A 24,447-nucleotide genomic window follows, 5' to 3' on the forward strand; every position below is an offset into this window, starting at 1 on the left:
CTCACTTCACGAAGGCGACCGCACGGCGGTCCGTAGCCAGCACGACGGCGAGGATCACCAGAACCCCCAGCACACCGTCCTGAAGGAAATTGGGCAGGCCGATGACCACCATGCCGTTGGCGATGACATTGACGATCAGCACGCCGACGACCGCGTTCCACACACCGCCGACGCCACCCCAGAGCGCCACGCCCCCGACCACGACCGAGGTGATCGAGACGAACATGAAATTGGCCCCCGTCGCCGCCTCGGCCTGACCGAGCTTGGCCACCTGAAAGATCGCGCCGATGGCGTAGAAGGCCCCCGCCAGCGCGAAGCCCGCGATCCGCACCGCCCGCACGTTCACGCCAGAGGCATGGGCCAGTTCCTCGCCGCCGCCGATGGCGTAGAAGTTGCGGCCGAGGACCGTGTGCTTCTGGATGAACAGCGCGACGAAGATGCAGGCGATCGCCACATAGACCATCAGCGGATAGCCGAGGATGCGCCACGTCAGCAGCATGCGGAAGGTGCTGTCGCCGATGCGCACGATCTCGCCCCCGGTGATCATCACCGCGGCGCCGGTGCCGACGAAGCCCATGGCGAGGCTCGCCATGAAGGAGGGGATCTTCAGTCGGACGTGCACGAGCCCGGTCAGCATCCCGTAGAATGCGCCGAACAGCACGATCACCGGCACCGCAAGCCAACCCCAAGGGAGCAGCGCACCGCCCAGTTTCACGAACAGCAGACAGAACAGCACCGCCGCCAGCGACACCGCCCCTTCCATCGACAGGTCGATGGAGCCCATGACGATGACGAAAGTGACCCCAAGCGCCACCATCATCGCCGGAGCCGCCGCGATGGCGATCCGCGCCAGATTGCGCTGTGACAGGAACGCCGGATTCAGCGCCGTGAACAGCGCGATCAAGGCCAGCAGGACCAGCAGCGCCGCCCATCTGATGATATTCTCACGAGACAATATGCCCCCCACCGCGGGTCTCCTCCTCACCGCTTGCAGCCGCGTCCACGGCTTTGGCTGTGTCGCGGGGCCGCCGGAACGGCCCCTTGCCATCATGGATCAGTTGTATTGGATCTGGCCGTTCGTCGGGCCCCAGAAGTCGTTCCAGTCATAGTCCGGAACGGCGTCGATATATTTGGCCGAGAACTCCGCCGCGTCTTCCTGCGTGATGAGAACCGTCGGCCCGTAGAACTCGCGGTGCTCGTTCGGTTCCTCGGACGGTTTGAACGTGCCGATCGCCGCGTGATAGGCAAGCGAGGTCAGGATGCCGCCGCCCCAGTAGGGGTTGGTGTAGACCGTCGCCAGAAGCTTGCCGTCCTGCACCAGCTTCACCGCCTCGGGGTTGCCGTCGTAGGACACGATCGGCATGTCGTCGATGCCCTCGGCCAGCAGCGCCTCGATCACGCCATAGGCCATCTGGTCCGAGGCGCAATGCACGCCCGTGATCCGGTCGCCGTAGCGCGTCAGATAGGACGACATCAGCGCCGCGGCCTTGGTCGTGTCCCAGTCGGCGGGCTGCGCGTCCAGCAGCTCGATGTCCGGGAAATCCGCCAGCGCGTTCTTCAGCCCCTGCAACCGCTCGATCGCCGGGTTGTTCGCCGCGATGCCGCCCAGATGCACGACGCCGCCCTTGCCGCCCATCGCCTCGAACAGGATGCGCGCGGTGTCCTCGGCCGGCTTCACGTCGGACCAGGTCATGTGGCAGACGTAGTTGTCGCCGAAGTCCCACGGATGCAGGTCGTCGGTCTTGTTCCACATGGTCGATACATAGGCGTTGGCGGCCTTGACCGCCTCGACCACCGGGCGCGCGTTCGGGCTGTCGTTCGCGTCGCAGGCGATGGCGCAGTTGCCGCCGGTCTTCGCAAGGAACGATTTCAGATCCGAAAGCGACTTCTCCGAGGAGCCCTCGTTGATCAGGTTGACCAGCGCCGATTTCGGCTTGCCGAGCGATTCGGCGAAAGCCTCGCCGCCCGAGACGACCGAGTTCCAGTAGGCCGTGGCGCGGTCGCGGTAGCTCCACGCAAGCGCCGGGTCATTGGTGGCGGCCATGGCCCGCCCCTTGCCGAAAACGCCGGGGACGGTCATCGCCCCCAGCCCCGCGGCCCCGGCCAGCAGGAACCGGCGCCGGTGCAGCACCTCCTGCTCAATGAGAGTCCGAATGAACGTCGACATGGTGATCCTCCCCTGACTGGCGACGGGCCGGAACGCGGAGTGCCGCAGGTCTCCTCAAACCTCTTGCGGCGTGACCGGCCCCATCGCGGATAACGCACTATCTGGTTACTTCCCGGACAATGCCGAAGTCAAGTGTTCTTTGATGCCCCGGCAGCGCGTATGGCGGATTGCGGTCGGGCCTCTATTTTGACACTATGAAGCCCTGCCTGCCGTCAGGCGCCGCCTTTTTCAGCCAGACAGGGTCAATACGTGACGAAAGACACCCCATCCGAACCCGCCCTGGCCCCCCGCACGAGAGACGCCGAAGCGACCAAGGCCCGCATCCTGAAAGCCGCGCTGAACGAATTCGCCCGCTACGGGCTGGCCGGCGCGCGGGTCGATACGATCGCGGAAAAAGCCAAGGCGAACAAACGGATGCTGTATCACTACTTCGGCAGCAAGGAGGAGCTTTTCCAGATCGTTCTGGAAAACGCCTATCTGGATATCCGTCAGGCCGAACAGAAGCTGCGCCTGCATGAGCTGGACCCCGTCGAGGCAATGGAACGGCTGGTCCGGTTCACCTGGGAATACTATCTCAAGCACCCCGAGTTCATCCGGCTGGTGAACAGCGAAAACCTCCACCGCGGGCAGCACCTGCGGAAATCGAAGCTCGTCTCGATCTTCAGCCGCAAGCTGGTCGAGATGGTGTCGGACATCCTCGACCGGGGCGTCGCGCAGGGGGTTTTCCGTCCCGGAGTGGATCCGGTCCACCTGAACCTGACCATCGCGGCCATCGGTTTCTACTACCTGACGAATCGCTACACCGGCTCGATCATCTTTGAGCGCGACCTGATGGACAAGGCGGCGCTGGACGAACGGCTGGCGTTCAACATCGACACGATCCTGCGTCTGGTCCGCGCCTGAGAATCGTCAGGCTTGGGTGGAGAGCGTGCAAGGGGGCCTGCCCCCTCGGCGCAAGCGCCTCACCCCCGGGATATTTATGGAAACACGATGGGAAGACGGTCCCGCATGGGGTGAGCCGCGCTCCTACAGGCTGTTCCCACGGAAATCGGTCCTTTGAGGGGAACCTTCGACCCCGGGAGGTGTTGTCTCCCCATTGTGTCGTGGAGAGGTGTGATGTTCATTCGACTGGGCTATGAAATCGGAATTTCCTGCAACCAGCCGACGGAGATCATCGCCCTTCTGGATGTCCACCCGGATTCGGCGGACAGGATCATCGCCTCGTCGGGGCTGAAGATCTCGCCCGAGCTGCCGGTCCACTATTATCTTGACGCCTATGGCAATTCCTGCCTGCGCTTCACCGCCCAGCCGGGCGAGGTGACGCTCTATCGCGACAGCCTGATCGAGGATGACGGCCAGCCCGATCCCTGGGACAGCATGGTGACCGAGGCGCCGGTGCCCGACCTGCCGGACGAGGTGATGGCCTATCTGCTGGCCAGCCGCTATTGCGAGACCGATCTGATGATGGACCGGGCATGGGGCCTTTTCGGGCATCTGCCGCCCGGATGGGCGCGGGTGCGGGCGATCTTCGATCATGTCGATCAGCGGCTGACCTTCGGCTATCAATATGCCCGCGCCACCCGCACCGCCGCCGAAGCCTATGACGAACGGATCGGTGTGTGCCGCGATTTCGCCCATCTGGCGATCACGCTCTGCCGCTGCATGAACATCCCGGCGCGCTATGTGAACGGATATCTGGGCGATATCGGCGTGCCGCCGGATCCCGCACCGATGGATTTCAACGCCTGGTGCGAGGTCTGGCTGGGCGGGCGCTGGATCACGCTGGACGCGCGCCACAACCAGCCCCGCATCGGCCGCATCGTCGTCGCCCGCGGGCGGGACGCGACGGACATTCCCCTGATCCAGAGCTTCGGGCCGCATATGCTGACCAGGTTCCGCGTCTGGACGGAGGAGGAGCAGGACAACGCCGCCCTGACCAGATACCACGGCGCGGTCCCCTCCTGACCCCCTCCTGCGCATCCATGCCGCAGCCGGCCGGCCCCACGGCATATTGGCACCCGATGCCGACAGTGGCACAATGACCGCGATGCCCGTTACACCAGACAATGGAGGGGCAAATGACGACAGCACCACAACAGAACATTCCGGCCGCGGCCCCCGCCCTGGCTCCCGCCACGTCAATGGTGGCCATGGTCCTGCACCGGATCCACACGCCGCTGGTGCAGGAGGAACGCCCCCTGCCCACCCCCGGCCCCGGCGAGATCCGCGTCAGGGTCGAGGCCTGCGCCGTCTGCCGCACCGACCTGCACGTGGTCGACGGGCAACTGCCGGACGGCACCTATCCGATCGTGCCGGGGCATGAGATCGTCGGCCGCATCGAGGCCATCGGCCCCGGCGTCACCGGCCACAGGATCGGCGCGCGCGTCGGTATCCCGTGGCTCGGCCATACCTGCGGCCATTGCCCCTATTGCGAGGCCGGGCACGAGAACCTCTGCGACCATCCCGAATTCACCGGCTTCACCCGCGATGGCGGCTTCGCCACCCATGTCGTCGCGGATGCGAGCTATGCCTTCCCGCTCGACGGTTTCGACGATCCGGTCGAGGCGGCGCCGCTGATGTGCGCGGGGCTGATCGGCTGGCGCTCGCTGAGGATGGCGGGCGACGGCAAGCGGATCGGGCTTTACGGCTTTGGCGCGGCGGCGCATCTGCTGGCGCAGCTCCTGCGCTGGCAGGGGCGCGAGGTCTATGCCTTCACCCGCGCGGGCGATACCGCCGCGCAGGACCACGCCCGCCATCTGGGCGCGGTCTGGGCCGGCGCCTCCGAGGACGCCCCGCCCGAGCTTCTGGACGCCGCGATCATTTTCGCCCCGGTCGGCCCGCTGGTGCCACTGGCGCTGAAGGCGGTGCACAAAGGCGGCCGGGTCGTCTGCGGCGGCATCCATATGAGTGATATCCCCACTTTCCCCTACAGCATTCTGTGGGAGGAACGGCAGATCGTCTCGGTCGCCAATCTCACCCGCGCGGATGCGGTCGAATTCCTTGCCCTCGCGCCGAAGGCCGGGATCCGGGCCGACACGATCACCTATCCGCTCGCCCGCGCGAATGAGGCGCTCGACGATCTGCGCCACGGCCGCTTTCAGGGCGCCGCGGTGCTGATCCCCTGAGAGGGAGGACACCATGGAAACGCTGCCGCTGAGCCGGGCCTTCACGCTGATCGAGCCGGGGCCGGTCACCCTTGTCGTCACGAACGACGGTCACAAGGACAACGTGATGACCATCACATGGACCATGGTGATGGATTTCTCCCCGACCTTCGCCATCACCACCGGCCCGTGGAACCATTCCTGGGCCGCGCTGTGCGACCGGCGCGAATGCGTGATCGCCATCCCGACGGTGGACATGATCGACACGGTGATCGGGATCGGCACCTGTTCCGGCGCGGATACGGACAAGTTCCCGAAATTCGGCCTGACCCGCGTCGCCGCCCATCATGTCGGCGTGCCGCTGATCGGCCAATGCCTTGCGAATATCGAATGCCGGGTGATCGACATCGTGGAAAGGCACGGCATCGTCGTGCTGGAAGGGCTCGCCGCCTGGATCGACCCCGCGCGCAAGGAAAAACGGATGCTGCATGCGGTGGGCGACGGCACCTTCATCGTGGACGGCGAAAAGCTCGACCGGCGCGAGGCGATGCGCTCGAAACTCCCCGACGGCGTCTGAGCCAGCCCGTTCCATGGGCGCGCCCTTCTTGTCCTTCATTCTTCCATAAATATCCCGGGGGTGAATTTGCGCGTCAGCGCAAAGAGGGGGCTGGCCCCCTTTCTTCTGACCTTGCCACCGTAACTCCGTCTTGAAATTGACTCCTGCAAGAGCAATCGGTGAAGGAGAAAGGGGGCCAGCCCCCTCGCCCGTGCCGGGCTCACCCCCGGGATATTTATGGAAGAATGAAAGGCAAGAAGGGCGTGGGACCCGGTCCCGACTAGACCGCGGCGTCGAGGGCGGCCACCTCCTCGGGCGCCAGAGACAGCCCCGCCGCGGCGACGTTTTCCTCCAGATGGACAACGCTGGCCGTGCCGGGGATGGGCAGGATGACCGGGCTACGCTGCAGGAGCCATGCGAGCGCCACCTGCCCGCCCGTCGCGCCGCGCGCCTTGGCGATGCGGTCCACCACCGCGCCGGGACGAGCGAGTTCCCCCGCCGCCAGCGGGAACCACGGGATGAAGCCGATGCCGTGCGATGTGCAATGGGCCAGCACCGCCTCGCTGCTGCGATCGATGAGGTTGTAGCGGTTCTGCACGGTTGCCACCGGGAAGACCTTGCCCGCCGCCTCGATCTCGGCGACCGAGACCTCGCTCAGCCCGGCATTGGCGATGATCTCTTCGTCCAGCAGGTGCCGGATCGCGCCGAACTGTTCGTCGCGGGGGACCTTGGGGTCGATGCGGTGCAGCTGCCACAGGTCGATCCGGTCGACGCCCAGCTTGCGCAGGCTGCCCTTGGCCCGTTCGATCAGATATTCGGGGCGGCCATTCGGGGTCCAGAGATCCGGGCCTTCGCGCGTCAGGCCGCCCTTGGTGGCGATCAGCAGCCCGTCGTAGGGATGGAGCGCCTCGCGGATCAGTTCCTCGGACACGTCGGGGCCGTAGCTGTCGGCGGTGTCAATGAAATCGACGCCCAGTTCCGGCAGCCGGCGCAGGGTGGCCAGCGCCGCCTTGCGGTCGGCGGGCGGTCCCCAGATGCCGGGTCCGGTGATCCGCATCGCCCCATAGCCGAGGCGGTTGATCGTGATCCCGCCGATCCGGAACTGCCCCGAAAGGCTCGCATCGATCGTGTTCATTGTCATCTCCCTTGCCTGACGGAAAGGTCGCCGCGCGGCGCGCGGATACCTTTTCCTTCAACGCATACGATCCGGCACCGGATCCGCGATCCCGCGCCAAGCATCACCCCGATCGGGGGGCATGACCACTATCTCGCGGGGAATGACCCGTTCGTCCGGCTGCTTTCCGCTCATCCCGCCCAAACGAAAGCCGCCCCGGATTCCGGGGCGGCCTCTGCGGGCGCTACGGCCCGCGGCAGGTCAGATGGAGGACGTCAGTGCGCGACGGGCGTGATCTTCCACACGCGGTCGCCATCGGGATCATCCTCGCCCCGCGACTTGTTCACCGCCCAGACATTGCCCTTGCCGTCGGCACGCAGCTGGTTCGGCAGGTTGCCCGCATCGAGGTTCGCCACGATCTTGCCCGCGGTATCCACCACCGTGATCGTGCCCGAGCCCCGGTTCGCCACATAGGCCAGACGGCTCACCGGCTCGAACGCGACGTTGAGCGGCTGCGCCCCGGTCTTGACGTCATGCAGCACCTCGCCGCTGTCGGCTTTGACGATCAGCAGGTTGTCCGTCTGCTGCGAGACGACGAAGATCAGCCCGTCCTGCGGATCGTAAGCCACGCCCGAGGCCCCCTTGGCGCCCGGCAGCGGGAACACCTTGACCTCGCCCGAAGCGAGATCGACCAGCGCCGCCTCGTTCGTCGACATCGACACGGTGACCAGCCGCCCGTCCTTCGGATCGACATCCAGCGCCATCGCCGAGAATTCGCCGCCGCGCTGCGCCGAGCGGATCACGATCGGTTCGAGCTTTTCGAGCGTCTTGGTATCGAAGACCTCGATATTGCCGGTGCGGGTGGCGCTGGCATAGGCGCGGCCGTTGGCCTCGTCCACCAGCACGTCGCGGGCATGGTTCACGGCGCCCGGCTCGAACTGCTTGACTAGCGACAGGTCGGACTGCTTGTAGACCGCGACGGTGTTCTGCCGGCTGTTGGTCACCCAGACATTGCCGTTCGCGTCGTCGACGCCGATGCCGTAGACGGCGAAGAGCGCGGGGCGCCCGTCATCCGGCTGACCGCCTGCGGGACCGGCGGCCGGAGGTCCGCCCTGCGGACCGCCCTCGGCCGAGCGCACCGGGGCGGGTGCCTCGGGCGGGGTGACCTGCGCGGTGATCTTCAGCGTATCGGCGTCGATCCGGGTGACGGCGGATTCCTTGACCGGCGGGCGGCCGACGGCCGAGGCGATGAAGACCGCGTTCGAGGCCGGCGAATAGGCGACCTGATAGAGCCCGCGGGTGACCTTCTCGCTGAGCACCGAGAAATTGTCCGTGCCCGAGACCGGCACATCCGGCGAAACCTTGAGGTCGATGACCGAGGCCGCGGCGGGCTTTTCGGCGATCACCACGACCGGCTGCAGGCCGGGGGCCGCTTCCTCGTCCACATCCACCTCGAAGCTGAACTTGCCATCGGCGTCCACGGTGATCGGGCCGGCGGCGTTCAGCACGGTTGCGCCCCGCATCAGGGTGATCTGCTGGCCGGGGATCAGCCCCTGACCGGCGATCGTCGCCTTGCCGCCCGGATAGATCGGGCTGCCCTGCTGGGCCGAAGCCGCCCGGACTTGACCGGCGAAGCCGTTGCCCGTCGGGGTGAAGACCGTATCGGCCAGAACCGGGGCCGCAGCCAGCGCCAGAAGCAGCGCGGAGCCGCCCAGCAGGTTGCGAAGCGCCAGGCGCGAATGTTTGGGCATCGGAAACTCCATTTCTGTGGGTAATCAGTTTTCAACGGCGCGCAGCGTTGCGCGCCCGTGCTGCCGGTGGGTGAAGGCGATGTCCCATTCCCTGCGGGTGGCGTCGCGGGTTACACGGGCGCTGGCGCGGGTTCCGTCGCTGCAGGTCAGGCGCACCGCGCTCGAGGCGGCATAGCTGCTACCCGAGGATCCGCCGCGACTGCCCTTGTTGCCGCTCTTGCCGGACGGGACCTCGGATTTGCCGGTGCAGGACCAGCCATCGGGGCTGATGATGTCGAACTGGGCCACGGTTCCGCGCAGGCTCACGCTGGCGGCGACACGGTTCGAGATATCCTCCACCGTCTGCGCATGGGCGACCGTCGCCATGCCGATCACGATCCATGAAACCATCGAGAGTTTCACCATTCTTCTTCTCCATGAGATGTATGGCTGGATCGGGGATCTGGCTCGGATTTGCGAAAGCTCAGGCGTCCAGCACGAACATCAGGCGCAGATGCGGCGCCCCGCCCCCGGCGGACAGCGCGGCCAGATCCTCGGCCGAGACCTCGAAGCCCGAGCCAAGGGCGGGCGCCGACAGCGCCGGCACATGCGCCCCCGCCTGCGCCTCCTGCAGCAGCAGCCGGTTCAGCCGCCCCGCCCCGAAGGGATCCCTCACCGGCTGCACCGGATGCGCGAACCGCGCGCCAAGCGCCATCTGGAACACCTGGTTCAACAGGCCCGGACGCCCGGCAAAGGGCGGCACCTGTTCCAGATCGGCAAAGCGCGCTGGCCCCTTGCCCAGCCGCTGCAACAGCGGGCGGAAGACGCGGGCATCCCCCTCGACCGGGCCGATGCGCGTGTCGAAGACGATCGTTTCCGCCTCGGGGCCAAGGAAGGGCGCGCCGGGCAGCATCCCCCAGACCGGCTGCCGCAACAGCGCCATATGTGCCGCATTGCCCGGCGCTGGCGCGGGATGGGCGAACAGGTCGTAGCGCATCGCCTGATTGCGGGCCATGTCCTTCATCGTCTCGCGCAGGACCGGGTCGCGGATCTCTTCGATGACCCGCGCGGCCTCGGCGGGCAGCGACAGGGCGTCGACATTCTCGACCGGCATGGCGCTGCCGAGCCAGTCGAGCCCCGCCTGCGCGAAAGCGCCCTGCACCTCGCGGAAGGCGAGCGGGCGGAAATCGGGGTTCATGTATTCATGCGCGATGTAATCCGCGTCCCGGGTCAGCAGATCGTCGAGCGACGCCCCCGCATGCGGATAAAGCTGAAAGAACCCCGCCCCCGCATCGCGCATCGCCGTCAGCAGGCGCAGCCCCTCGGCCACCGCATCGGGGCGGCCGGCAAGCTGGCGGAAGACGGAATGGAAGGCGCGGAAGGCCGAGCCGCCCGGCTCGGACATGTACTGCACCGCCGCGATGCCGCCCGGCGCCAGATGGCGGGCGGTGAAGGCGACAAAGGCTTCGCGCACGTCATCGCCGACCCAGGACAGCACGCCATGCGTGACGATATGGCTGAACGATCCCTCGACCGCATCCGGATCGCGGACATCGGCGCACAGGAACCGCACGTTTTCAAGCCCGGCCGCATCGGCACGGCGGCGGGCGATCTCGATATGCTCGGGGTTGATGTCGATGCCGGTGAACCGGACCGAGGGATTCGCCGCCGCAAGCACCAGCGCGCCAAACCCCTGACCGCAGCCCACCTCGCACCACGACGTGGTCCCCGGCGGAACCCGGCCAAGCGCCGCCAGCACCGCAGCCAGCCACAAGGGCGCCTGCTCCGCGTGGAAATGCGCCGGATACCGGACATCCGTCAGGTAACCCGCGCCGCGCGCCTGATCCATCGCATCCTCCTCCCGGAACCGCCCTGTGGGCGATGCCGCCCGGACAAGCCGGACGGCAGTCTGTCAGATCCGCCGGATCAGAACGTCTTGGTCAGACCGATGTAGAAGGCGCGTCCCGGCTCGTTGTAGGTATTGGCACCGTTGCCGGTGCGCTCCAGCCGTTCGTCGAACAGGTTCGTGATACCGCCGATCAGGGTCGCCCCGTTTGCGAAGTCATACTTCAGGTTGATGTTCGCAATCGCATAGGGGTCACGCGGTTCCAGATCAGTCGTGTCGGTGATCTCCTCATCGGTGTTCCAGCTGTAGGTCCGCGCCTTGGTCTTGCCATAGAAGCTGGCCGAGGGCGTCACCGTGAACTGCTCGGTCACCATCCAGTCAACCGAAGCGTTGATCGTGTATTTCGGGATCAGCGACAGCGGATCGCCCGTCGTCTCGTTCTTCGACTGGATCATGTAGGTCGCGTTGACCGCGAAGCGCACATCCTCGCGGAAGTCGTGGGTGAAGCTGGCTTCAAGACCAGAGATCTTGGCCCGCGGGATGTTTTCCCACTTGTAGTAGCGCAGATCGTCGGTGCCATTATTGAAGGTACCGACAGGGGTGATACCGCCCATGATGTAGTTGCGGAAATCGTTGTGGAACGCGGTCAGCGTCCCGGTCGTACCATTCAGGCTGTCATAGGCGACGCCGATTTCGGTATTGACCGAGGTTTCCGGCTTCAGATCCGGATTGCCGACGACATAGCACTGCCGACCGGTGGCACCGACATTGGTATACTCGCCGGTACAGCCGTTCCCCATCGACGTGTAGACGTAGTTCGGGTTCAGCTGATACAGGTTCGGCGCCTTAAACGCACGGGCGATACCGGCCTTCATCTGCCAGCTGTCATTCAACTGATAGGTGGCATTGAGGCTGGGCGAGACGTTATCGCCAAACGTATCGCCATGATCGAGCCGCAGCGCGGGAGTCAGTGTCAGCGATTCATTCCAGACGATGTTACCTTCGGCATAGACCCCCACGACTGTTTGTTCGGTTTTCGGGTCGCGGTCGGCGGGGTCCGAGATCGTGCCGGGGATCGTACCAGTGATCGACTGCGTGTTGGAAACGGAGTCGTCCATCTTCTCGTAGCGGAAATCCGCGCCGAGTGTCAGCGACAAGTGCTTGCCACCGATATTGCCGGGCAGGATCCATTCCGACTTGCCCGAAAGCGTGTCGAGCTTGATGGTCTTGAACTCATCCGTGTTGATCTGGCCTTCCACACGACCAGCCGACCCTTCGGGCAGGCGGGTGTTGCGGGTGCGTTCAAGTTGCAGATAGCTGAACGATTCGCCAAAGGCATAGTCACCGCGATGCGTCACGCCAAAGTTCTGGCGATACATCTTGTTGGTTTCCTTACCGTAGAGGTTCTCGATCAACTCGGTTTCAGAACAGTTCGAAAGCTGGCAATCACCGGAATAGAGGTTGCCCTGACGGCTGAAGCCAAATTCGAAATCAAGCGACTGACCATCGACCGGTTCCCAGGTCAGAAGTGCGCTGAAGTCCTTGTTCTCGACGCCTTCGCGCCCGGCAGGAACATTGGTCGCGGTTCCACCTTCCTCAAGAACCGCATCCGCGTTGATGTCGAAAGCGTCAGGCTCAGTCTTGTTCCAGTTCGCGTTGAAACGCGCATGCAGGTTCTGCGTCAGCGGCAGCGCATACATCAGGTTGACACGCTTGGTATCGCCCTCGTCGCTGTGCTGAGGCGCATTGTAGCGCACCGAAACCTGCCCCATCGCCGTTTCGGGACGCTTGGTGATGATGTTGACCACACCGCCCGCCGCGCCCGAGCCATAACGTGCCGCCGCCGGGCCCCGGATGACTTCGATCCGTTCGATCAGTTCCGGCGCGATCCAGTTGGAATCGCCGCGGGTGTCGCGCTCGCCCATGCGGCCCATCCGCACCGAGTTGCGCGACAGCACCGGCTTGCCGTCGATCAGGATCAGCGTGTTTTCCGGCCCCATGCCGCGAATGTCGATCTGACGGTTGTTGCCGCGCTGGCCGGTCGTGGTGTTGCCGGTCAGGTTGACGCCCGGCATCTTGCGCACGATTTCCGAAATGTCGTTCACCACCGGCGTCCGTTCCAGATCGCCCGCTGTGATGTTCGACACCCCCAGGGATTGCTTGGTCTGCTGCTCGGCGGAAATGACAATCGTATCGAGCGTGGTTTCGTCGTCGACAGACGCTTCCTGCGCGACGGCCACACCGGTGAAAATTCCGACAGACATCAAAAGGGAAAGGGCCGTGCCCGAGGCCAGACGCGAACTGGAAGTCGCCATCCCGTGCTCCTGCAAATGAAGTTGAATCGTTGGCTGGCACGTGGCGGGCTGTCACGGGGGTTCAAACATCCGTGAAACGACAAGCGCAACTGAATTCTCTGAAAATCATGTCGAAATGCCGCCCACTGTGTCGTTTTCGTCATTCGGCAGTCCGATTGCCGGGATCGGCGGCAGTTCGGGGACGCTTCGGCGGGGATGAAATCCCGTCGCGCCGTGATCGTGCCGGGCGATCCGGCGGCCCTTCATGCACCGGGGGAATCGCCTGCGGGGCGCGGGATCTGTCATCCCGGACGATGATCGGATAAAAGGGTTTTTCCGGGTCCGCCTTTATGCGAGGCCCCCGGCCGACATGCGCAAGGCAGGTTTCATGACGCCCCTCGACCCCCTCCCCGGCCCACCGCCGAAACCGCAGGACACGCCGCGGCGGAGGGACTTCGGGCATCTTGGAACCCCGCCCGAGGGCGATTTCCGCTTCGTCGCGCTGGATGTCGAAACCGCCTGCGGCGATGCCGGCAGCATCTGCCAGATCGGGCTGGCCTGCGTCCTGCCGGACAACGGGATCCGGACCTTTTCGATGCTGGTGAACCCGGGCACCCGCTTCGATCCGTTCAACATCCGGCTGCATGGCATCGGCCCCGGCCATGTCGCGGATGCGCCGGGCTTTCCGCAGGCGCTGGCGTTGCTGCTGCCGCTGTTGCGCGCGCATCCGTTGATCCAGCACAGCAATTTCGACAGGCTGGCGATTCAGGCGGCCTGCCGCGCCCACGGGATAGAGCCGCCCGCCCTGCGGTGGAGCGACAGCGTCGCCATCGCCCGCCGCGCCTGGCCCGAGCTGAAGGGCAATGGCGGTCATGGGCTGGCGAACCTCAAGTGGGTCCTGCGGCTGGACTTCCACCACCATGACGCGGGCGAGGATGCCCGTGCCGCGGCGCTGGTGGTGCTGCATGCCGAAACCCGTCTGGCGCTGCCGTTCGAGCAACTGACCGCGGCCCGCCCCACCTCGCGGACGCGCGCGGCCCGGCCCGTCCCGGTGGCCGATCCCGAAGGCCCGCTTGCCGGCGCGGTGGTGGTCTTTACCGGCACTCTGGGCCTCCCGCGCGACCGCGCCGCGGAAATGGCCGCCCGCGTGGGGATGGAGGTGGCGCAGGGCGTCACCGAACGGACCACCCATCTGGTCGTCGGGCCGGACCCGGCCACGGCCCTGCAAAGCACCAAGCTGCGCAAGGCCGAACAGCTGCGCGCGGCGGGCTATCCGATCCGGATCATCGATGAAAGCGTGTTCCGGGCGCTGGTCGATCCCCGCCCGGAATAGACGCCGGCGATCCTGCCCTTCGCCGCCGGCCCCGAAAGGCCCGGGGACAGTGCGTCTGGCCTTCGCGGAATGGCGGGCAGACCGTCCCCCGAACCGCGTCCCGCAACCGCTTTCGGCAGGCTGCCGGCACGCCATGAGGCGTTGCACATCCGTTGGGCATTCGGGGGGATGAATATTCCGGGCGTTCTGGGGCGCGCTGCGAGAATAATTATCTCCGCGCTCCGCCCCCTTGAGAATGACATGCCACGGGCGTCCGCATGGCAGGGATGCGCGATTCATTTCAACGCATTGATATCATTCAACGATCCGGAAGACCCGCGCCGGTTTGCACGCCCCCCGCATCGCTGGCCCCGCAAAAATAACGATTCATTGACTCGTGATAGGATTTTCGCTGCAACGTCCCTGCATAGCCGCCAGAAACAACGGCCGGAGGACAAAATGAACAGTTTGACACGGCGTCAGTTCAGCATCGCCAGCATCGCGGGCCTTGGGGCCGCAACCATGGGGTTCGGCGCCGCCCCTGCCTTTGCGGCGCAGGTCAAGACGCTGAAGATCGGCTATCAGAAAACCGGGTTGCCGGTGATCGCGCAGCAGCAGAAATCCATCGAGACGGCGCTGAAACCGCTTGGCACCGGTGTCGAATGGGTCGAATTCTCGGCCGGGCCGCCGCTGGTCGAGGCGCTGAACGTCGGCTCGATCCATCTTGGCTGGACGGGCGATGCGCCGCCGGTCTTCGGTCAGGCCTCCGGCGCGGCGATTTCCTACATCGCGGCCTTCCCGCCAAGTGGCAAGGGCGAGGCGATCTTTGCCAAATCCGGCTCGGGCATCACCACCGTCGCCGATCTGAAGGGCAAGAAGGTTGCCTTCGGCAAGGGCACCAGCTCCAACAACCTCGTCGTCGCGGCGCTTGAGGCGAACGGGCTGCAATTCACCGATATCGAGCCGGTCTACCTGTCCCCCGCCGATGCGGGCGCGGCCTTCGCCGCCGACAAGGTGGACGCATGGGCCGTCTGGGACCCGTTCTTCGCCATCGCCGAGGTGCGCTACAAACCCACCGTGATCGTGCGCACGGCGGATGTGCTGACGGTGAACAGCTACTTCCTCGCCAACCGGGATTTCCCGCCCGACAATGCCGAGATCATCCACAAGACGCTCGACGCGCTGCGCGAATCCGCCGCCTGGGCCGCCGCGAACCGCGACAAGGTCGCGCAGGCCCTGCACGAGGTGACGGGCGTTCCGCTGGCCGCGCAGCAGCTTGCGGCCGAACGGCAGGATTTCGGCGTTTCCCCCATCACGCCCGAGATCATCGCCGGGCAGCAGGCCACCGCCGACCGCTTCTACCGCATCGGTCTGATCCCGAAGCAGATCGATGTCGCGGATGCGGTCTGGTCCGGTGGAAAGGCGTGAGGAGGCCGGCATGACCGCTGTAACCACGGAAACCGACACCAAGACCAAAGGGCGCGGCGCGCCCTTTCGGTTTTTGGCCCCGCGCGGCCTGATCGGCTGGGTGCTGCCGCTGATCATCGTCCTGCTGTGGGAGGCGCTGTCCCGCACCGGCGTCATCACCGAAAACGTCCTGCCCGCCCCGTCCGAGGTGCTGGCGGCGGGCTGGCAGTTGCTGCTGTCGGGCGAGCTTGTCCACAACATCGCCATCAGCACGCAGCGCGCGTTGATCGGTTTCGTCATCGGCGGCGGCTTCGGCTTTGCCTTCGGGCTGGCGAACGGGCTCTGGTCCCGGTCGCGCGACGTCACCGACACGACGCTGCAGATGATCCGCAACGTGCCGCATCTGGCGCTGATCCCGCTGGTGATCCTGTGGTTCGGCATCGGCGAAGAGGCAAAGATCTTCCTCGTCGCGCTTGGCGTGTTCTTCCCGATCTACGTGAACACCCTGCTGGGCATTCAGGGGATCGACCCGCAACTGACGGAAATGGGCCGCATCTACGGCATGAGCCCCTCGCGCCTGTTCTGGCGGGTGATCCTGCCGGGCGCGCTGCCCGCGATCTTCACCGGGCTGCGCTATGCGCTTGGCATCATGTGGCTGACGCTGATCGTCGCGGAAACCATCGCCGCCAATTCGGGCCTTGGCTACATGGCTATGCAGGCGCGCGAATTCATGCAGATCGACGTGGTGGTGCTGTCGATCCTGATCTACGCACTGCTGGGGAAACTAGCCGACAGTCTCGCGCGCCTCGCCGAAAGCCTGTCGCTGCAATGGCACCCCGCCTTTCAGAGAAAGGACGCATGATGTCCACCGCCTTCACCTTTCAGGGCGTGCAGCGGGTCTTCGGATCGAAGCAGGTCCTGCGCGGCATCAACCTTGAGGTCCCCGAGGGCCAGTTCGTCGCCATCATCGGCAAATCGGGCTGCGGCAAGTCCACGCTCTTGCGCCTGCTGGCCGGGCTCGACCAGCCCGATGGCGGCCGCATCACCCGGGGCGAGGCCGCGCGCGGCGCCGCCGGCACCCGCATCATGTTTCAGGAACCCCGCCTGCTGCCCTGGGCACGGGTGACGGAAAACGTCGCCGTCGGGCTGACCGGCATCGCGCAGGGCGCGGCGGCGAATGCCCGTGCCGCCGACTATCTGGCAGAGGTGGGGCTGGCGGATCGCGGCAGCGAATGGCCATCCGTCCTGTCGGGCGGACAGCGCCAGCGCGTCGCGCTGGCCCGCGCGCTGGTGGGGCAACCGGCGATCCTCGCGCTCGACGAACCGCTTGGCGCGCTCGACGCCCTGACCCGGATCGAGATGCAGCAGCTTCTGGAACGGATCTGGCGCGAGAAGGGCTTCACCGCCGTCCTCGTCACCCATGACGTGGCCGAGGCGGTGATCCTCGCCGACCGGGTGATCTTGCTGGAAGAAGGGCATGTCGCGCTCGACCTGACCATCGACCTGCCGCGTCCGCGCCGTCACGGGTCGCCCGAAGTCGCGGCCTATGAACAGGAAATCCTCGACAGGCTGCTCGGCCGCAACGCCGCCTGACCCATTCCCCGCGCCCCGGCGCGACACAGAGAAAAGACAGTCCCATGACCGACAAACCCCTCGATTTCCTCTGGTTCATTCCCTCGTCCGGCGATGGCAGCTATCTGGGCACCGACCAGCTCAGCCGCCCCACCGATCCCGATTACTTCCGCGAAATCGCCACCGCCGCCGACCGGCTCGGCTATTCCGGGGTGCTGATCCCGACGGGCGTCGCCTGCGAGGAAAGCTTCATCCTCGCCGCCGATCTGGCCGCCCATACGGAACGGCTGAAGTTCCTCGTGGCGATCCGGCCGGGCACCGCCTCGCCCGCCTATTACGCGCGGCTCGCCTCGACGCTCGACCGGGTGTCGCGGGGGCGGCTGCTTCTGAACATCGTCGTCGGCGGATCGGCGCAGGAGCTGGCGGGGGACGGCGTCTTCCTTGGCCATGACGAACGCTACGACCATGCGGACGAATTCTTTCAGGTGTTCAACAGCCTGATGGAGACCGGCCACGCCAATCTGGACGGCAAATACATCCGCGCGCTGGACGCGCGGCTTGGACTGCCGCCGGTGCAGCAGCCGCGCCCGCCGCTGTATTTCGGCGGCTCCTCCGATGCCGGGATCGATTTCGCCGCCGGCATCACCGAGAAATACCTGACCTGGGGCGAGCCCCCGGCGCAGGTCGCCGAAAAGATCGCCCATGTGCGCAAGGCGGCGGCGAAACGCGGCCATGATGTCAGCTTCGGCATCCGGCTGCATTTCATCGTGCGCGAAACGGACGACGAGGCGTGGGAGGCCGCGGACCGGCTGATCTCCCACCTCTCCGACGACACCATCGCCGCCGCGCAGGAGGTGCAGCGCGCCCAATCCGATTCCGTCGGGCAGGCGCGGATGCAGGCGCTGCACAACGGCCGGCGCGACCGGCTGGAGGTGTCGCCGAACCTCTGGGCCGGGGTCGGGCTGGTGCGCTCGGGCGCGGGGACGGCGCTGGTCGGCTCGCCCCCGACGGTGGCGGAACGGCTGCGGGAATATCAGGCGCTCGGCATCGATACGGTCATCGCCTCGGGCTATCCGCATCTTGAGGAATCCTACCGCGTGGCGGAACTGCTGTTCCCCGAGCTTGGCATTCACGCCCCGGTGCCGCCGCTGCGGCAATCCTTCGGGGCAAAGCAGGTGTTCGGCGGCGGCGGTCACGGCGGCAATATGAAGGCCGCGGCGGCGTCCTGATCCAAGCGGGAGCGCCTGTGGATAGTGGGAAAGGGGGCCAGCCCCCTCGCCCGTGCCGGGCTCACCCCCGGGATATTTAAGGAAAGATGAAAAGCAGAAAAAACCCGATCCGGGACGCTCGGCGAAGCCGGGCCGGACCTTTATCCTTCACGGCCATCGGCCTCCCCGCCCGTTCCGCAGGTCCGGAAGTGTCGGATCTGGTAACTGACGCCTTAACCAAAAAGTCGGTGTGACAGGGTAGGCTTGGCCGGAAACTGGGAAGTCTGTCTTGAATTGGCGGGAAATGCCGGGATTTCAGGCCGATCTTCACCAGATACAGAACGATTTTCGCGCTGATGCCTGCTCAAGATCCTTTTTCAGCAGCCTTCTAATGGCCTTCGTGTTTCCATAAATATCCCGGGGGTGAGCGCGGAACGCGCGAGGGGGCTGGCCCCCTTGCTCCCTCTCCGGACACGCCCCGGTCCCGGTCGAAAGCCTTCCGGAAGAAACGTCCTTTATTCGTTGCCCCAGCGGCGCTGACGGTCTTCCCACATCCGTTCGCCCACGCGGCAATCCGAGGCGGCACTCTGGATCCGGATCAGCCTTTCCGGACCCGCCGTCATCCCGGGTCCGGGCCCGGGCGTGTCGCCTGCCAGCTCCAGCACCAGCTTGCGCTGCACGGCCCCGGCGAACTGCTCCCAATCGGTGACCGGGATCAGGAAGGATCCCGGTCCGCCGATCACGCAATCCGCATAGTATTTGTCCAGATCGGCGATATCGCCCCAGCCGCCAAAGGCCATGTCCGGATCATTGGTCATCAGAGGCAGGCCGTTGATGGTGATCCCCCGCGCGATCGCGGCGTCGCGCGCCTCGGCCACATCGCGGCCCTGATTGTTCGGCCCGTCGCCCGAGATGTCGATCACCCGCCGCAGGCCGGAAAACCCGTTCTTCTCGAACAGCCCGACAGAGAAGTCGATGGCCGCGGAAATCGAGGTGCGCGAGGCGCCGTTCGGCGGCCCGGCCTCGATCTCGGCGGCAAAGGCCTCGGCCGCGGCCCGGCTGTCGATCAGCGTCCAGGGGATCATCACCGATTGCGACCAGACCCCGGCCCATTCGACATAGGTGATCGCCACCCGGCCCCAGCCACCGTTGAGGATGGCGTTCTGCACCGCGCCGCTGCGAAAGGCCTCGGCATAGCCGCGGCGCTGGATCATCTGTTCACGATAATCGATCGACCGCGAGGCATCGACGGCCAGAACCAGCTCCACCCCCACACCTATGTCCGGCGCCGGCGCCGATGTCTGCGAAAATGCTGCGGTTACGCCGATCGCCCAAAGCGCCGTCACCCGCAATGTGAAAAGAGAGGCGTCCTGACATGTGCTCATGCAAAAAGTGTCGCCGATTCCCCCCATATCGCAATTCACGTTTCCGCCGATCCGGAAACAGAGGCCCGCGCGGCACCGGATTGCGGCGAGATTCCGCCTCTCGCCCGCGTGATGGGCAGATTTCGCCGGGATCCCGCGCGGCGGTTGCCCGCGAAATCGGCACACTCCGCCCCGCGCGATCCGGCGGGTGCGAAAACCGCGTGACATCGCCCGCCCCCGGCGCCAAACCGGGACCGTCCGCGGTTCAAGGTCCTGCCAGAGGTTTGCCATGCCACTTTCGATCCCCGTCGCGCCGTTCCAGGGGGATGCCGACCTGCCGAAACAGACCGAGGTCGTGGTGATCGGCGGCGGCATCATCGGGGTGATGACCGCGCTCACGCTGGCCGAACGCGGCATTCCGGTGGTGCTGTGCGAAAAGGGCGTGATCGGCGGCGAACAATCGGCCCGCAACTGGGGCTGGGTGCGGCAACTGGGCCGCGACGCGGCGGAAATCCCGCTGGCCATCGCATCGCGCGATCTGTGGCGCGGGATGAACGCCCGTGTCGGCGCCGAAACCGGATTTCGCGAAACCGGGATCAGCTATCTGTGCTACGACCGGGCCGATCTTGAGACATGGGGCGCCTGGCACGCGAAGGGCGCGGCCGCCGGGGTCGAGGCCGAAATGCTCGATGCGAAACAGGCGCAGGCTCTGCTGCCCGGCGCGCAGCCGGGGCTGCTCGGCGCGCTCCATTGCGCCAGCGACGGGCGCGCCGAGCCCTGGCTCGCCACGACCGCGATGGCCGAGGCCGCGCGCAGGGCCGGGGCGCGGATCCTGACCGGCTGCGCCGTGCGCACGGTGGAAACCGCCGCGGGCCGGGTCAGCGGCGTCGTCACCGAGCGCGGCGCCATCGCCTGTTCGCAGGTGGTGCTGGCGGGCGGGGTCTGGTCGCGGCTCTTCGCCGGCAACCTCGGCATCGACTTTCCGCAGCTCAGGGTGATCGGCACGGTGGCGCGGGTGACCGGGGTCTCGGGGCTCAGCGACATGCCGGTGGGCGCCAGCCATTTCGCCTATCGCAAGCGGCTGGACGGCGATTATTCGATCGCGCTGCGCAACGCCAATATCACGCCGATCCTGCCCGACAATTTCCGCCTGATGGGGGAATACCTGCCCTCTCTCGTCACCGCATGGCGCGAGCTGCGCCTGCGCATCGGTCCGGACTTCGTGCAGGAGCTGCGCATGCCCCGGCACTGGACGGGCGACGCCCCCACCCCGTTCGAGCGGATCCGCACCCTCGACCCCGCGCCGACGCGGCCCTTCATCCGCAAGGCGCTGGAAAATCTGCGGCAGGCCTTCCCGGCCTTCGCGCAGGCGCGCGTGGTGCAGGAATGGGCGGGGGTGATGGATGTCACGCCCGATGCCGTGCCGGTGGCCGGCCCGATCGCCAGCCTGCCCGGCTTCTTCATCGCCTCGGGCTGTTCCGGGCATGGCTTCGGCATCGGCCCGGCGATGGGGCAGCTGACGGCGGATCTGATCACCGGGGCCACCCCCATCGTCGATCCCGCGCCGTTTTCCATCGCGCGGCTGCGGCCGAAACTGGCGCAGGCGGCCTGAGGCATGGCGACAAGACCCGGTTCGGTGTAACCTGCCGCCAACGGGGTCAGGGGAGGCCGGCATGGACCATTTCACCGGAGGCTGCCTTTGCGGCAATGTGCGGATCGTGGCGACAGGCCGCCCCTACCGGGTCGGGCTGTGCCATTGCCTCGATTGCCGCAAGCATCACGGTGCGCTTTTCCACGCCTCCGCGATATTCCCGCAAGACGCCGTGACGATCGAGGGCGAAACGCGCGGCTATAACGGGCGGTTCTTCTGCCCCCGCTGCGGCTCGCCCGTGTTCGGGCGCAGCGGGGATGAGGTCGAGGTGAATCTGGGCGCGCTCGACGCCCCGGATCAGTTGACGCCGACCTATGAACTCTGGACCGTCCGGCGCGAATCCTGGCTGCCGCCCTTTCCGCTTGCGAAACGATACACCCATGATCGGGCCTCAACCGGCCGCTTCGAGGATTAGCGCGCCCGCTGCCGTCGTTTTTCCATAAATATCCCGGGGGTGAGGGCCGAAGGCCCGAGGGGGCGGCGCCCCCTGCCACCCTATCCGCCCGCGCTCCGGCTCGGCTCCCGCAGGTCCGCGCCGGCATCCGCCACATACTGGCGCTCGATCTCCAGCAGGCGCTGTTTGCGCCACAACCCGCCGCCATAGCCGGTCAGCGATCCGTCCGCGCCGATCACCCGGTGGCACGGCACCATCAGCGCGATCTGATTGGCCCCATTGGCGCGCGCCACGGCGCGGATGGCCGAGGGGCGGCCGATGCGGCGGGCGATCTCGGCATAGCTGCGGGTCCCGCCCGCCGGAATGCGCCGCAGTTCGTCCCAGACCGCCTGACTGAAGACGCTTCCCGCCTGAAACAGCGGCGTCGTGAACACCGGCGCGCGCCCCTCGAAAAAGGCCCGCAATTCCGCCGCCGCCTGTTCGGTCACCCGGGTGCGCCCGATGCCGATGCCGCCCTTCGTCGCTTCGCGCAGCTTGCGCAACTCCGCCGGCAGCGCCTTGCGCTCGACGAATTCCAGCAGATGCAGATGGCTTTCGCTGGCAACGGCGATCATGTCGCCAAGCGGCGTGCCGATCCAGCTTGCGCGCAACAGCCCGTCCTGCCGCAGCGCCCCCGGCGCGCAGCCGAGGATGCGGGCAAAGGCGGCGCGGAAGGCGCTTGGCGAGTCGAACCCCGCCTCATGCTGTGCGGCGATCACCTTGCCGCCCAAGGCCAGCGTCTCGAACCCCTCCCGCAACCGCCTCTGCCGCGCCATTTCAAGGAAGGTCATCCCGAACTGCCGCTTGAAGCTGCCCCGCACGGTCGAGGGATCGTAGCCCATCCGCACCACATCGCCTTCGGACCAGCGCAGGCCGGGCCGTTCGTCGAGCGCCTTCAGCAGCGCCGCGATGGCCGGGTCCGCGCCGGCGGCGGCCTGCAACGGGTGGCATCGCCTGCAGGGGCGGAACCCCGCCTCGATACATTCGGCGATCGTGGCGCGGAAGGTGCAGTTTTCCGGCAACGGCTTTCGCGCCGGGCAGGTCAGGCGGCAGAAGACGCCGGTGGAGGCGACGCAGACATAGGCCTGACCGTCGTAACGGTCATCGCGGGCAAGCAGCGCCTGATACAGGGTGTGGTGGTCTGGAAGATCGAACAGCATGGCCTGTCATAGCATCCCGCAGCACCCCCGTCGGTCGAAAATCGGGCGCGTATTGCGGGATTTCGTCCCGCCGGCCCGCGCGGGGCGGATCGTTGCAAACCATCCGCCGGCATGGTTTCAATATGCGTCCGGGACTTCGGAACATGGGGACAGCGTGACGCCAGAGGAAAAGATCAGCCCCGCGCAGGCCCGGCGCATCGCGCTGGCCGCGCAGGGGTTCGGCACCGCCCGGCCCGCCTCGCCCCATCAGGGCCATCTGCGCCGCACGGTCGAGCGGCTGGGTCTGCACCAGATCGACAGCGTGAACGTCCTGACCCGGGCGCATTACCTGCCGGCGTTTTCGCGCCTCGGCGCCTATGATCGGGACCTGCTCAACCGCGCCGCATGGGGCCGCCGGGGCGAGCGGCGCCTATTCGAATACTGGGCGCATGAGGCATCGCTGCTGCCGCTTGCGACCCATCCGCTCCTGCGCTGGCGGATGGACCGCGCCGACCGGGGGGCTGCGGGCTATTCCTCCATGCGCGCCATCGCGCGGGACCGCCGGGCCGAGGCGATGGCGGTTCTGGACCGCATCCGGCAGGAAGGGCCCCTCGCCGCCTCGGATTTCGAATCCAGCCGCACGGGATGGTGGGAATGGAGCGCCTCGAAGGCCATGCTCGAATGGCTCTTTTACGCCGGCCACATCACCACCGCCACCCGGCGGCGCAGCTTTGAGCGCGTCTACGACCTGACCGAGCGGGTGATCCCCGCGGCGATCCTCGCCCTCCCCACCCCGCCGGAGGCCGAGGCCCACCGCCAGCTGATCGACCGCGCGGCCCGCGCGCTCGGGATCGCGACGGCGGGTGAGCTGCGGGACTATTTCCGCCTCGCGCCGGAGGACGCGCGGATCGCCATCGCCACGCTGGTCGAGGAAGGCGTCCTGATCCCGGCGACCGTCCCCGGCTGGCCCCCCGCCTTTCTGCACCGCGAGGCCCGCCGTCCGCGCCGGATCGAGGCGCGTGCCCTGCTCGCCCCCTTCGACCCGCTGATCTGGGAACGCGGCCGGACCGAGCGCCTGTTCGCCTTCCGCTACCGGATCGAGATCTACGTTCCGCTGGCAAAGCGCCAGCATGGCTATTACGTGCTGCCCTTCCTGCTGGGCGACCGCCTTGTGGCGCGGGTCGACCTCAAGGCCGACCGCAAGAGCGCGCGCCTTCTCGTCCTTGCCGTGCATCGCGAACCGGACGCCCCCGCCGAAACGGATGAAGCGCTTCAGGCGGAACTGCTGCTGCTGGCGCAATGGCTCGGCCTGTCGGAGGTTTCGGTCCCGCAGCGGCAGAATCCGCAGAAACCGTGACGAAGCAGACGTAAACCGCATAAATATACAATAATGCGGAAAACTGGCGTGGGCCGCAAAGGCATTGCAACGCCCGATATTCTCCGCCGTGACGGCCCTGAATGGAAGCCGCTCACCGCCCCCCATGCGGGTTCACAAAGGCCAATGCCGGGTTGGCAGACCCGAAGGGAAACGGCCCTCGCGATCGCCGCAT

General features: G+C 66.6%; 21 protein-coding genes. 12 read left to right on the forward strand and 9 right to left on the reverse strand.

Annotation, left to right across the window (positions count from 1 at the left end; all coding sequences use genetic code 11):
• Position 1: 1 nt before the first annotated feature.
• Complete coding sequence (locus tag D2T30_RS17605; protein ID WP_241560731.1) at positions 2-955, reverse strand: ABC transporter permease; 954 nt, start codon at positions 953-955, stop codon at positions 2-4.
• Between the two features lie 99 nt (positions 956-1,054).
• On the reverse strand, positions 1,055-2,167 hold the full coding sequence (locus D2T30_RS17610) for a sugar ABC transporter substrate-binding protein (protein WP_164884349.1): 1,113 nt from the start codon (positions 2,165-2,167) through the stop codon (positions 1,055-1,057).
• Between the two features lie 249 nt (positions 2,168-2,416).
• Between D2T30_RS17610 and D2T30_RS17615 the strand changes: the two genes are divergently transcribed.
• The 4 genes from D2T30_RS17615 (at position 2,417) to D2T30_RS17630 (ending at position 5,848) form a co-directional block, all read left to right on the forward strand.
• Positions 2,417-3,070 carry a TetR/AcrR family transcriptional regulator gene (locus D2T30_RS17615; protein ID WP_128209968.1) on the forward strand — a complete coding sequence of 218 codons (654 nt, stop codon included), beginning with the start codon at positions 2,417-2,419 and terminating at the stop codon, positions 3,068-3,070.
• Positions 3,071-3,283: 213 nt separating this feature from the next.
• Entirely contained in the window at positions 3,284-4,132 is an 849-nt protein-coding gene (locus D2T30_RS17620; protein ID WP_128209969.1) for a transglutaminase-like domain-containing protein, read from the forward strand.
• Positions 4,133-4,245: 113 nt separating this feature from the next.
• Positions 4,246-5,292, forward strand: a complete 1,047-nt coding sequence (locus D2T30_RS17625) for a zinc-dependent alcohol dehydrogenase family protein (RefSeq protein ID WP_241651323.1) — start codon at positions 4,246-4,248, stop codon at positions 5,290-5,292.
• 13 nt (positions 5,293-5,305) lie between these two features.
• Complete coding sequence (locus D2T30_RS17630) at positions 5,306-5,848, forward strand: flavin reductase family protein (protein ID WP_128182919.1); 543 nt, start codon at positions 5,306-5,308, stop codon at positions 5,846-5,848.
• 259 nt (positions 5,849-6,107) lie between these two features.
• On the opposite strand, the gene D2T30_RS17635 is transcribed toward D2T30_RS17630, so the two are convergent.
• The 5 genes from D2T30_RS17635 to D2T30_RS17655 all read right to left on the reverse strand — a co-directional run bounded on the left by D2T30_RS17635 (position 6,108) and on the right by D2T30_RS17655 (position 12,832).
• Positions 6,108-6,962, reverse strand: coding sequence for an aldo/keto reductase (locus D2T30_RS17635; RefSeq protein ID WP_206612995.1), 855 nt, complete (start codon positions 6,960-6,962; stop codon positions 6,108-6,110).
• Between the two features lie 254 nt (positions 6,963-7,216).
• Positions 7,217-8,692, reverse strand: coding sequence for a YncE family protein (locus tag D2T30_RS17640; RefSeq protein ID WP_128209971.1), 1,476 nt, complete (start codon positions 8,690-8,692; stop codon positions 7,217-7,219).
• A 24-nt stretch (positions 8,693-8,716) separates the two neighbouring features.
• Entirely contained in the window at positions 8,717-9,097 is a 381-nt protein-coding gene (locus D2T30_RS17645) for a hypothetical protein (RefSeq protein ID WP_128209972.1), read from the reverse strand.
• A gap of 58 nt (positions 9,098-9,155) precedes the next feature.
• Positions 9,156-10,520: a class I SAM-dependent methyltransferase gene (locus D2T30_RS17650; RefSeq protein ID WP_128209973.1), complete on the reverse strand. Its 1,365-nt coding sequence runs from the start codon at positions 10,518-10,520 to the stop codon at positions 9,156-9,158.
• Between the two features lie 77 nt (positions 10,521-10,597).
• Positions 10,598-12,832 (reverse strand): FepA family TonB-dependent siderophore receptor, encoded by a 2,235-nt coding sequence (locus D2T30_RS17655; RefSeq protein ID WP_128209974.1) that lies wholly within the window; start codon positions 12,830-12,832, stop codon positions 10,598-10,600.
• Positions 12,833-13,199: 367 nt separating this feature from the next.
• On the opposite strand from D2T30_RS17655, the gene D2T30_RS17660 reads away from it, so the two are divergent.
• The 5 genes from D2T30_RS17660 (at position 13,200) to ssuD (ending at position 18,331) form a co-directional block, all read left to right on the forward strand.
• Entirely contained in the window at positions 13,200-14,144 is a 945-nt protein-coding gene (locus D2T30_RS17660) for an exonuclease domain-containing protein (RefSeq protein WP_128209975.1), read from the forward strand.
• 438 nt (positions 14,145-14,582) lie between these two features.
• Positions 14,583-15,551 carry an aliphatic sulfonate ABC transporter substrate-binding protein gene (locus D2T30_RS17665; protein WP_128209976.1) on the forward strand — a complete coding sequence of 323 codons (969 nt, stop codon included), beginning with the start codon at positions 14,583-14,585 and terminating at the stop codon, positions 15,549-15,551.
• A gap of 10 nt (positions 15,552-15,561) precedes the next feature.
• Complete coding sequence (locus D2T30_RS17670) at positions 15,562-16,392, forward strand: ABC transporter permease subunit (protein ID WP_128209977.1); 831 nt, start codon at positions 15,562-15,564, stop codon at positions 16,390-16,392.
• On the forward strand, positions 16,389-17,123 hold the full coding sequence (locus tag D2T30_RS17675; RefSeq protein ID WP_241651324.1) for an ATP-binding cassette domain-containing protein: 735 nt from the start codon (positions 16,389-16,391) through the stop codon (positions 17,121-17,123). The genes D2T30_RS17670 and D2T30_RS17675 overlap by 4 nt, the downstream gene beginning before the upstream one ends.
• A 44-nt stretch (positions 17,124-17,167) precedes the next feature.
• The gene (ssuD, locus tag D2T30_RS17680; protein ID WP_128209979.1) at positions 17,168-18,331 is read left to right on the forward strand and encodes an FMNH2-dependent alkanesulfonate monooxygenase; all 1,164 of its coding nucleotides are present in this window, start codon (positions 17,168-17,170) and stop codon (positions 18,329-18,331) included.
• Positions 18,332-18,825: 494 nt separating this feature from the next.
• Here the strand turns inward: ssuD and D2T30_RS17685 are convergent, their stop codons facing one another.
• Positions 18,826-19,695, reverse strand: a complete 870-nt coding sequence (locus D2T30_RS17685) for a DUF1194 domain-containing protein (protein WP_128209980.1) — start codon at positions 19,693-19,695, stop codon at positions 18,826-18,828.
• Between the two features lie 268 nt (positions 19,696-19,963).
• Here D2T30_RS17685 and D2T30_RS17690 point away from each other — a divergent pair, with 268 nt between their 5' ends.
• Together D2T30_RS17690 and D2T30_RS17695 are read left to right on the forward strand one after the other, a co-directional pair.
• Complete coding sequence (locus D2T30_RS17690) at positions 19,964-21,286, forward strand: NAD(P)/FAD-dependent oxidoreductase (protein WP_128209981.1); 1,323 nt, start codon at positions 19,964-19,966, stop codon at positions 21,284-21,286.
• A gap of 61 nt (positions 21,287-21,347) precedes the next feature.
• Entirely contained in the window at positions 21,348-21,740 is a 393-nt protein-coding gene (locus tag D2T30_RS17695; protein ID WP_128209982.1) for a GFA family protein, read from the forward strand.
• 80 nt (positions 21,741-21,820) lie between these two features.
• Here the strand turns inward: D2T30_RS17695 and D2T30_RS17700 are convergent, their stop codons facing one another.
• Positions 21,821-22,918 carry a bifunctional transcriptional activator/DNA repair enzyme AdaA gene (locus D2T30_RS17700; protein ID WP_128209983.1) on the reverse strand — a complete coding sequence of 366 codons (1,098 nt, stop codon included), beginning with the start codon at positions 22,916-22,918 and terminating at the stop codon, positions 21,821-21,823.
• A 154-nt stretch (positions 22,919-23,072) separates the two neighbouring features.
• Between D2T30_RS17700 and D2T30_RS17705 the strand changes: the two genes are divergently transcribed.
• Positions 23,073-24,254, forward strand: coding sequence for a winged helix-turn-helix domain-containing protein (locus D2T30_RS17705; protein ID WP_206612996.1), 1,182 nt, complete (start codon positions 23,073-23,075; stop codon positions 24,252-24,254).
• Positions 24,255-24,447: the final 193 nt, after the last annotated feature.

This window comes from Paenirhodobacter populi (genome assembly GCF_004022215.1).
GTDB classification, from domain to species: Bacteria; Pseudomonadota; Alphaproteobacteria; order Rhodobacterales; family Rhodobacteraceae; genus Rhodobacter; species Rhodobacter populi.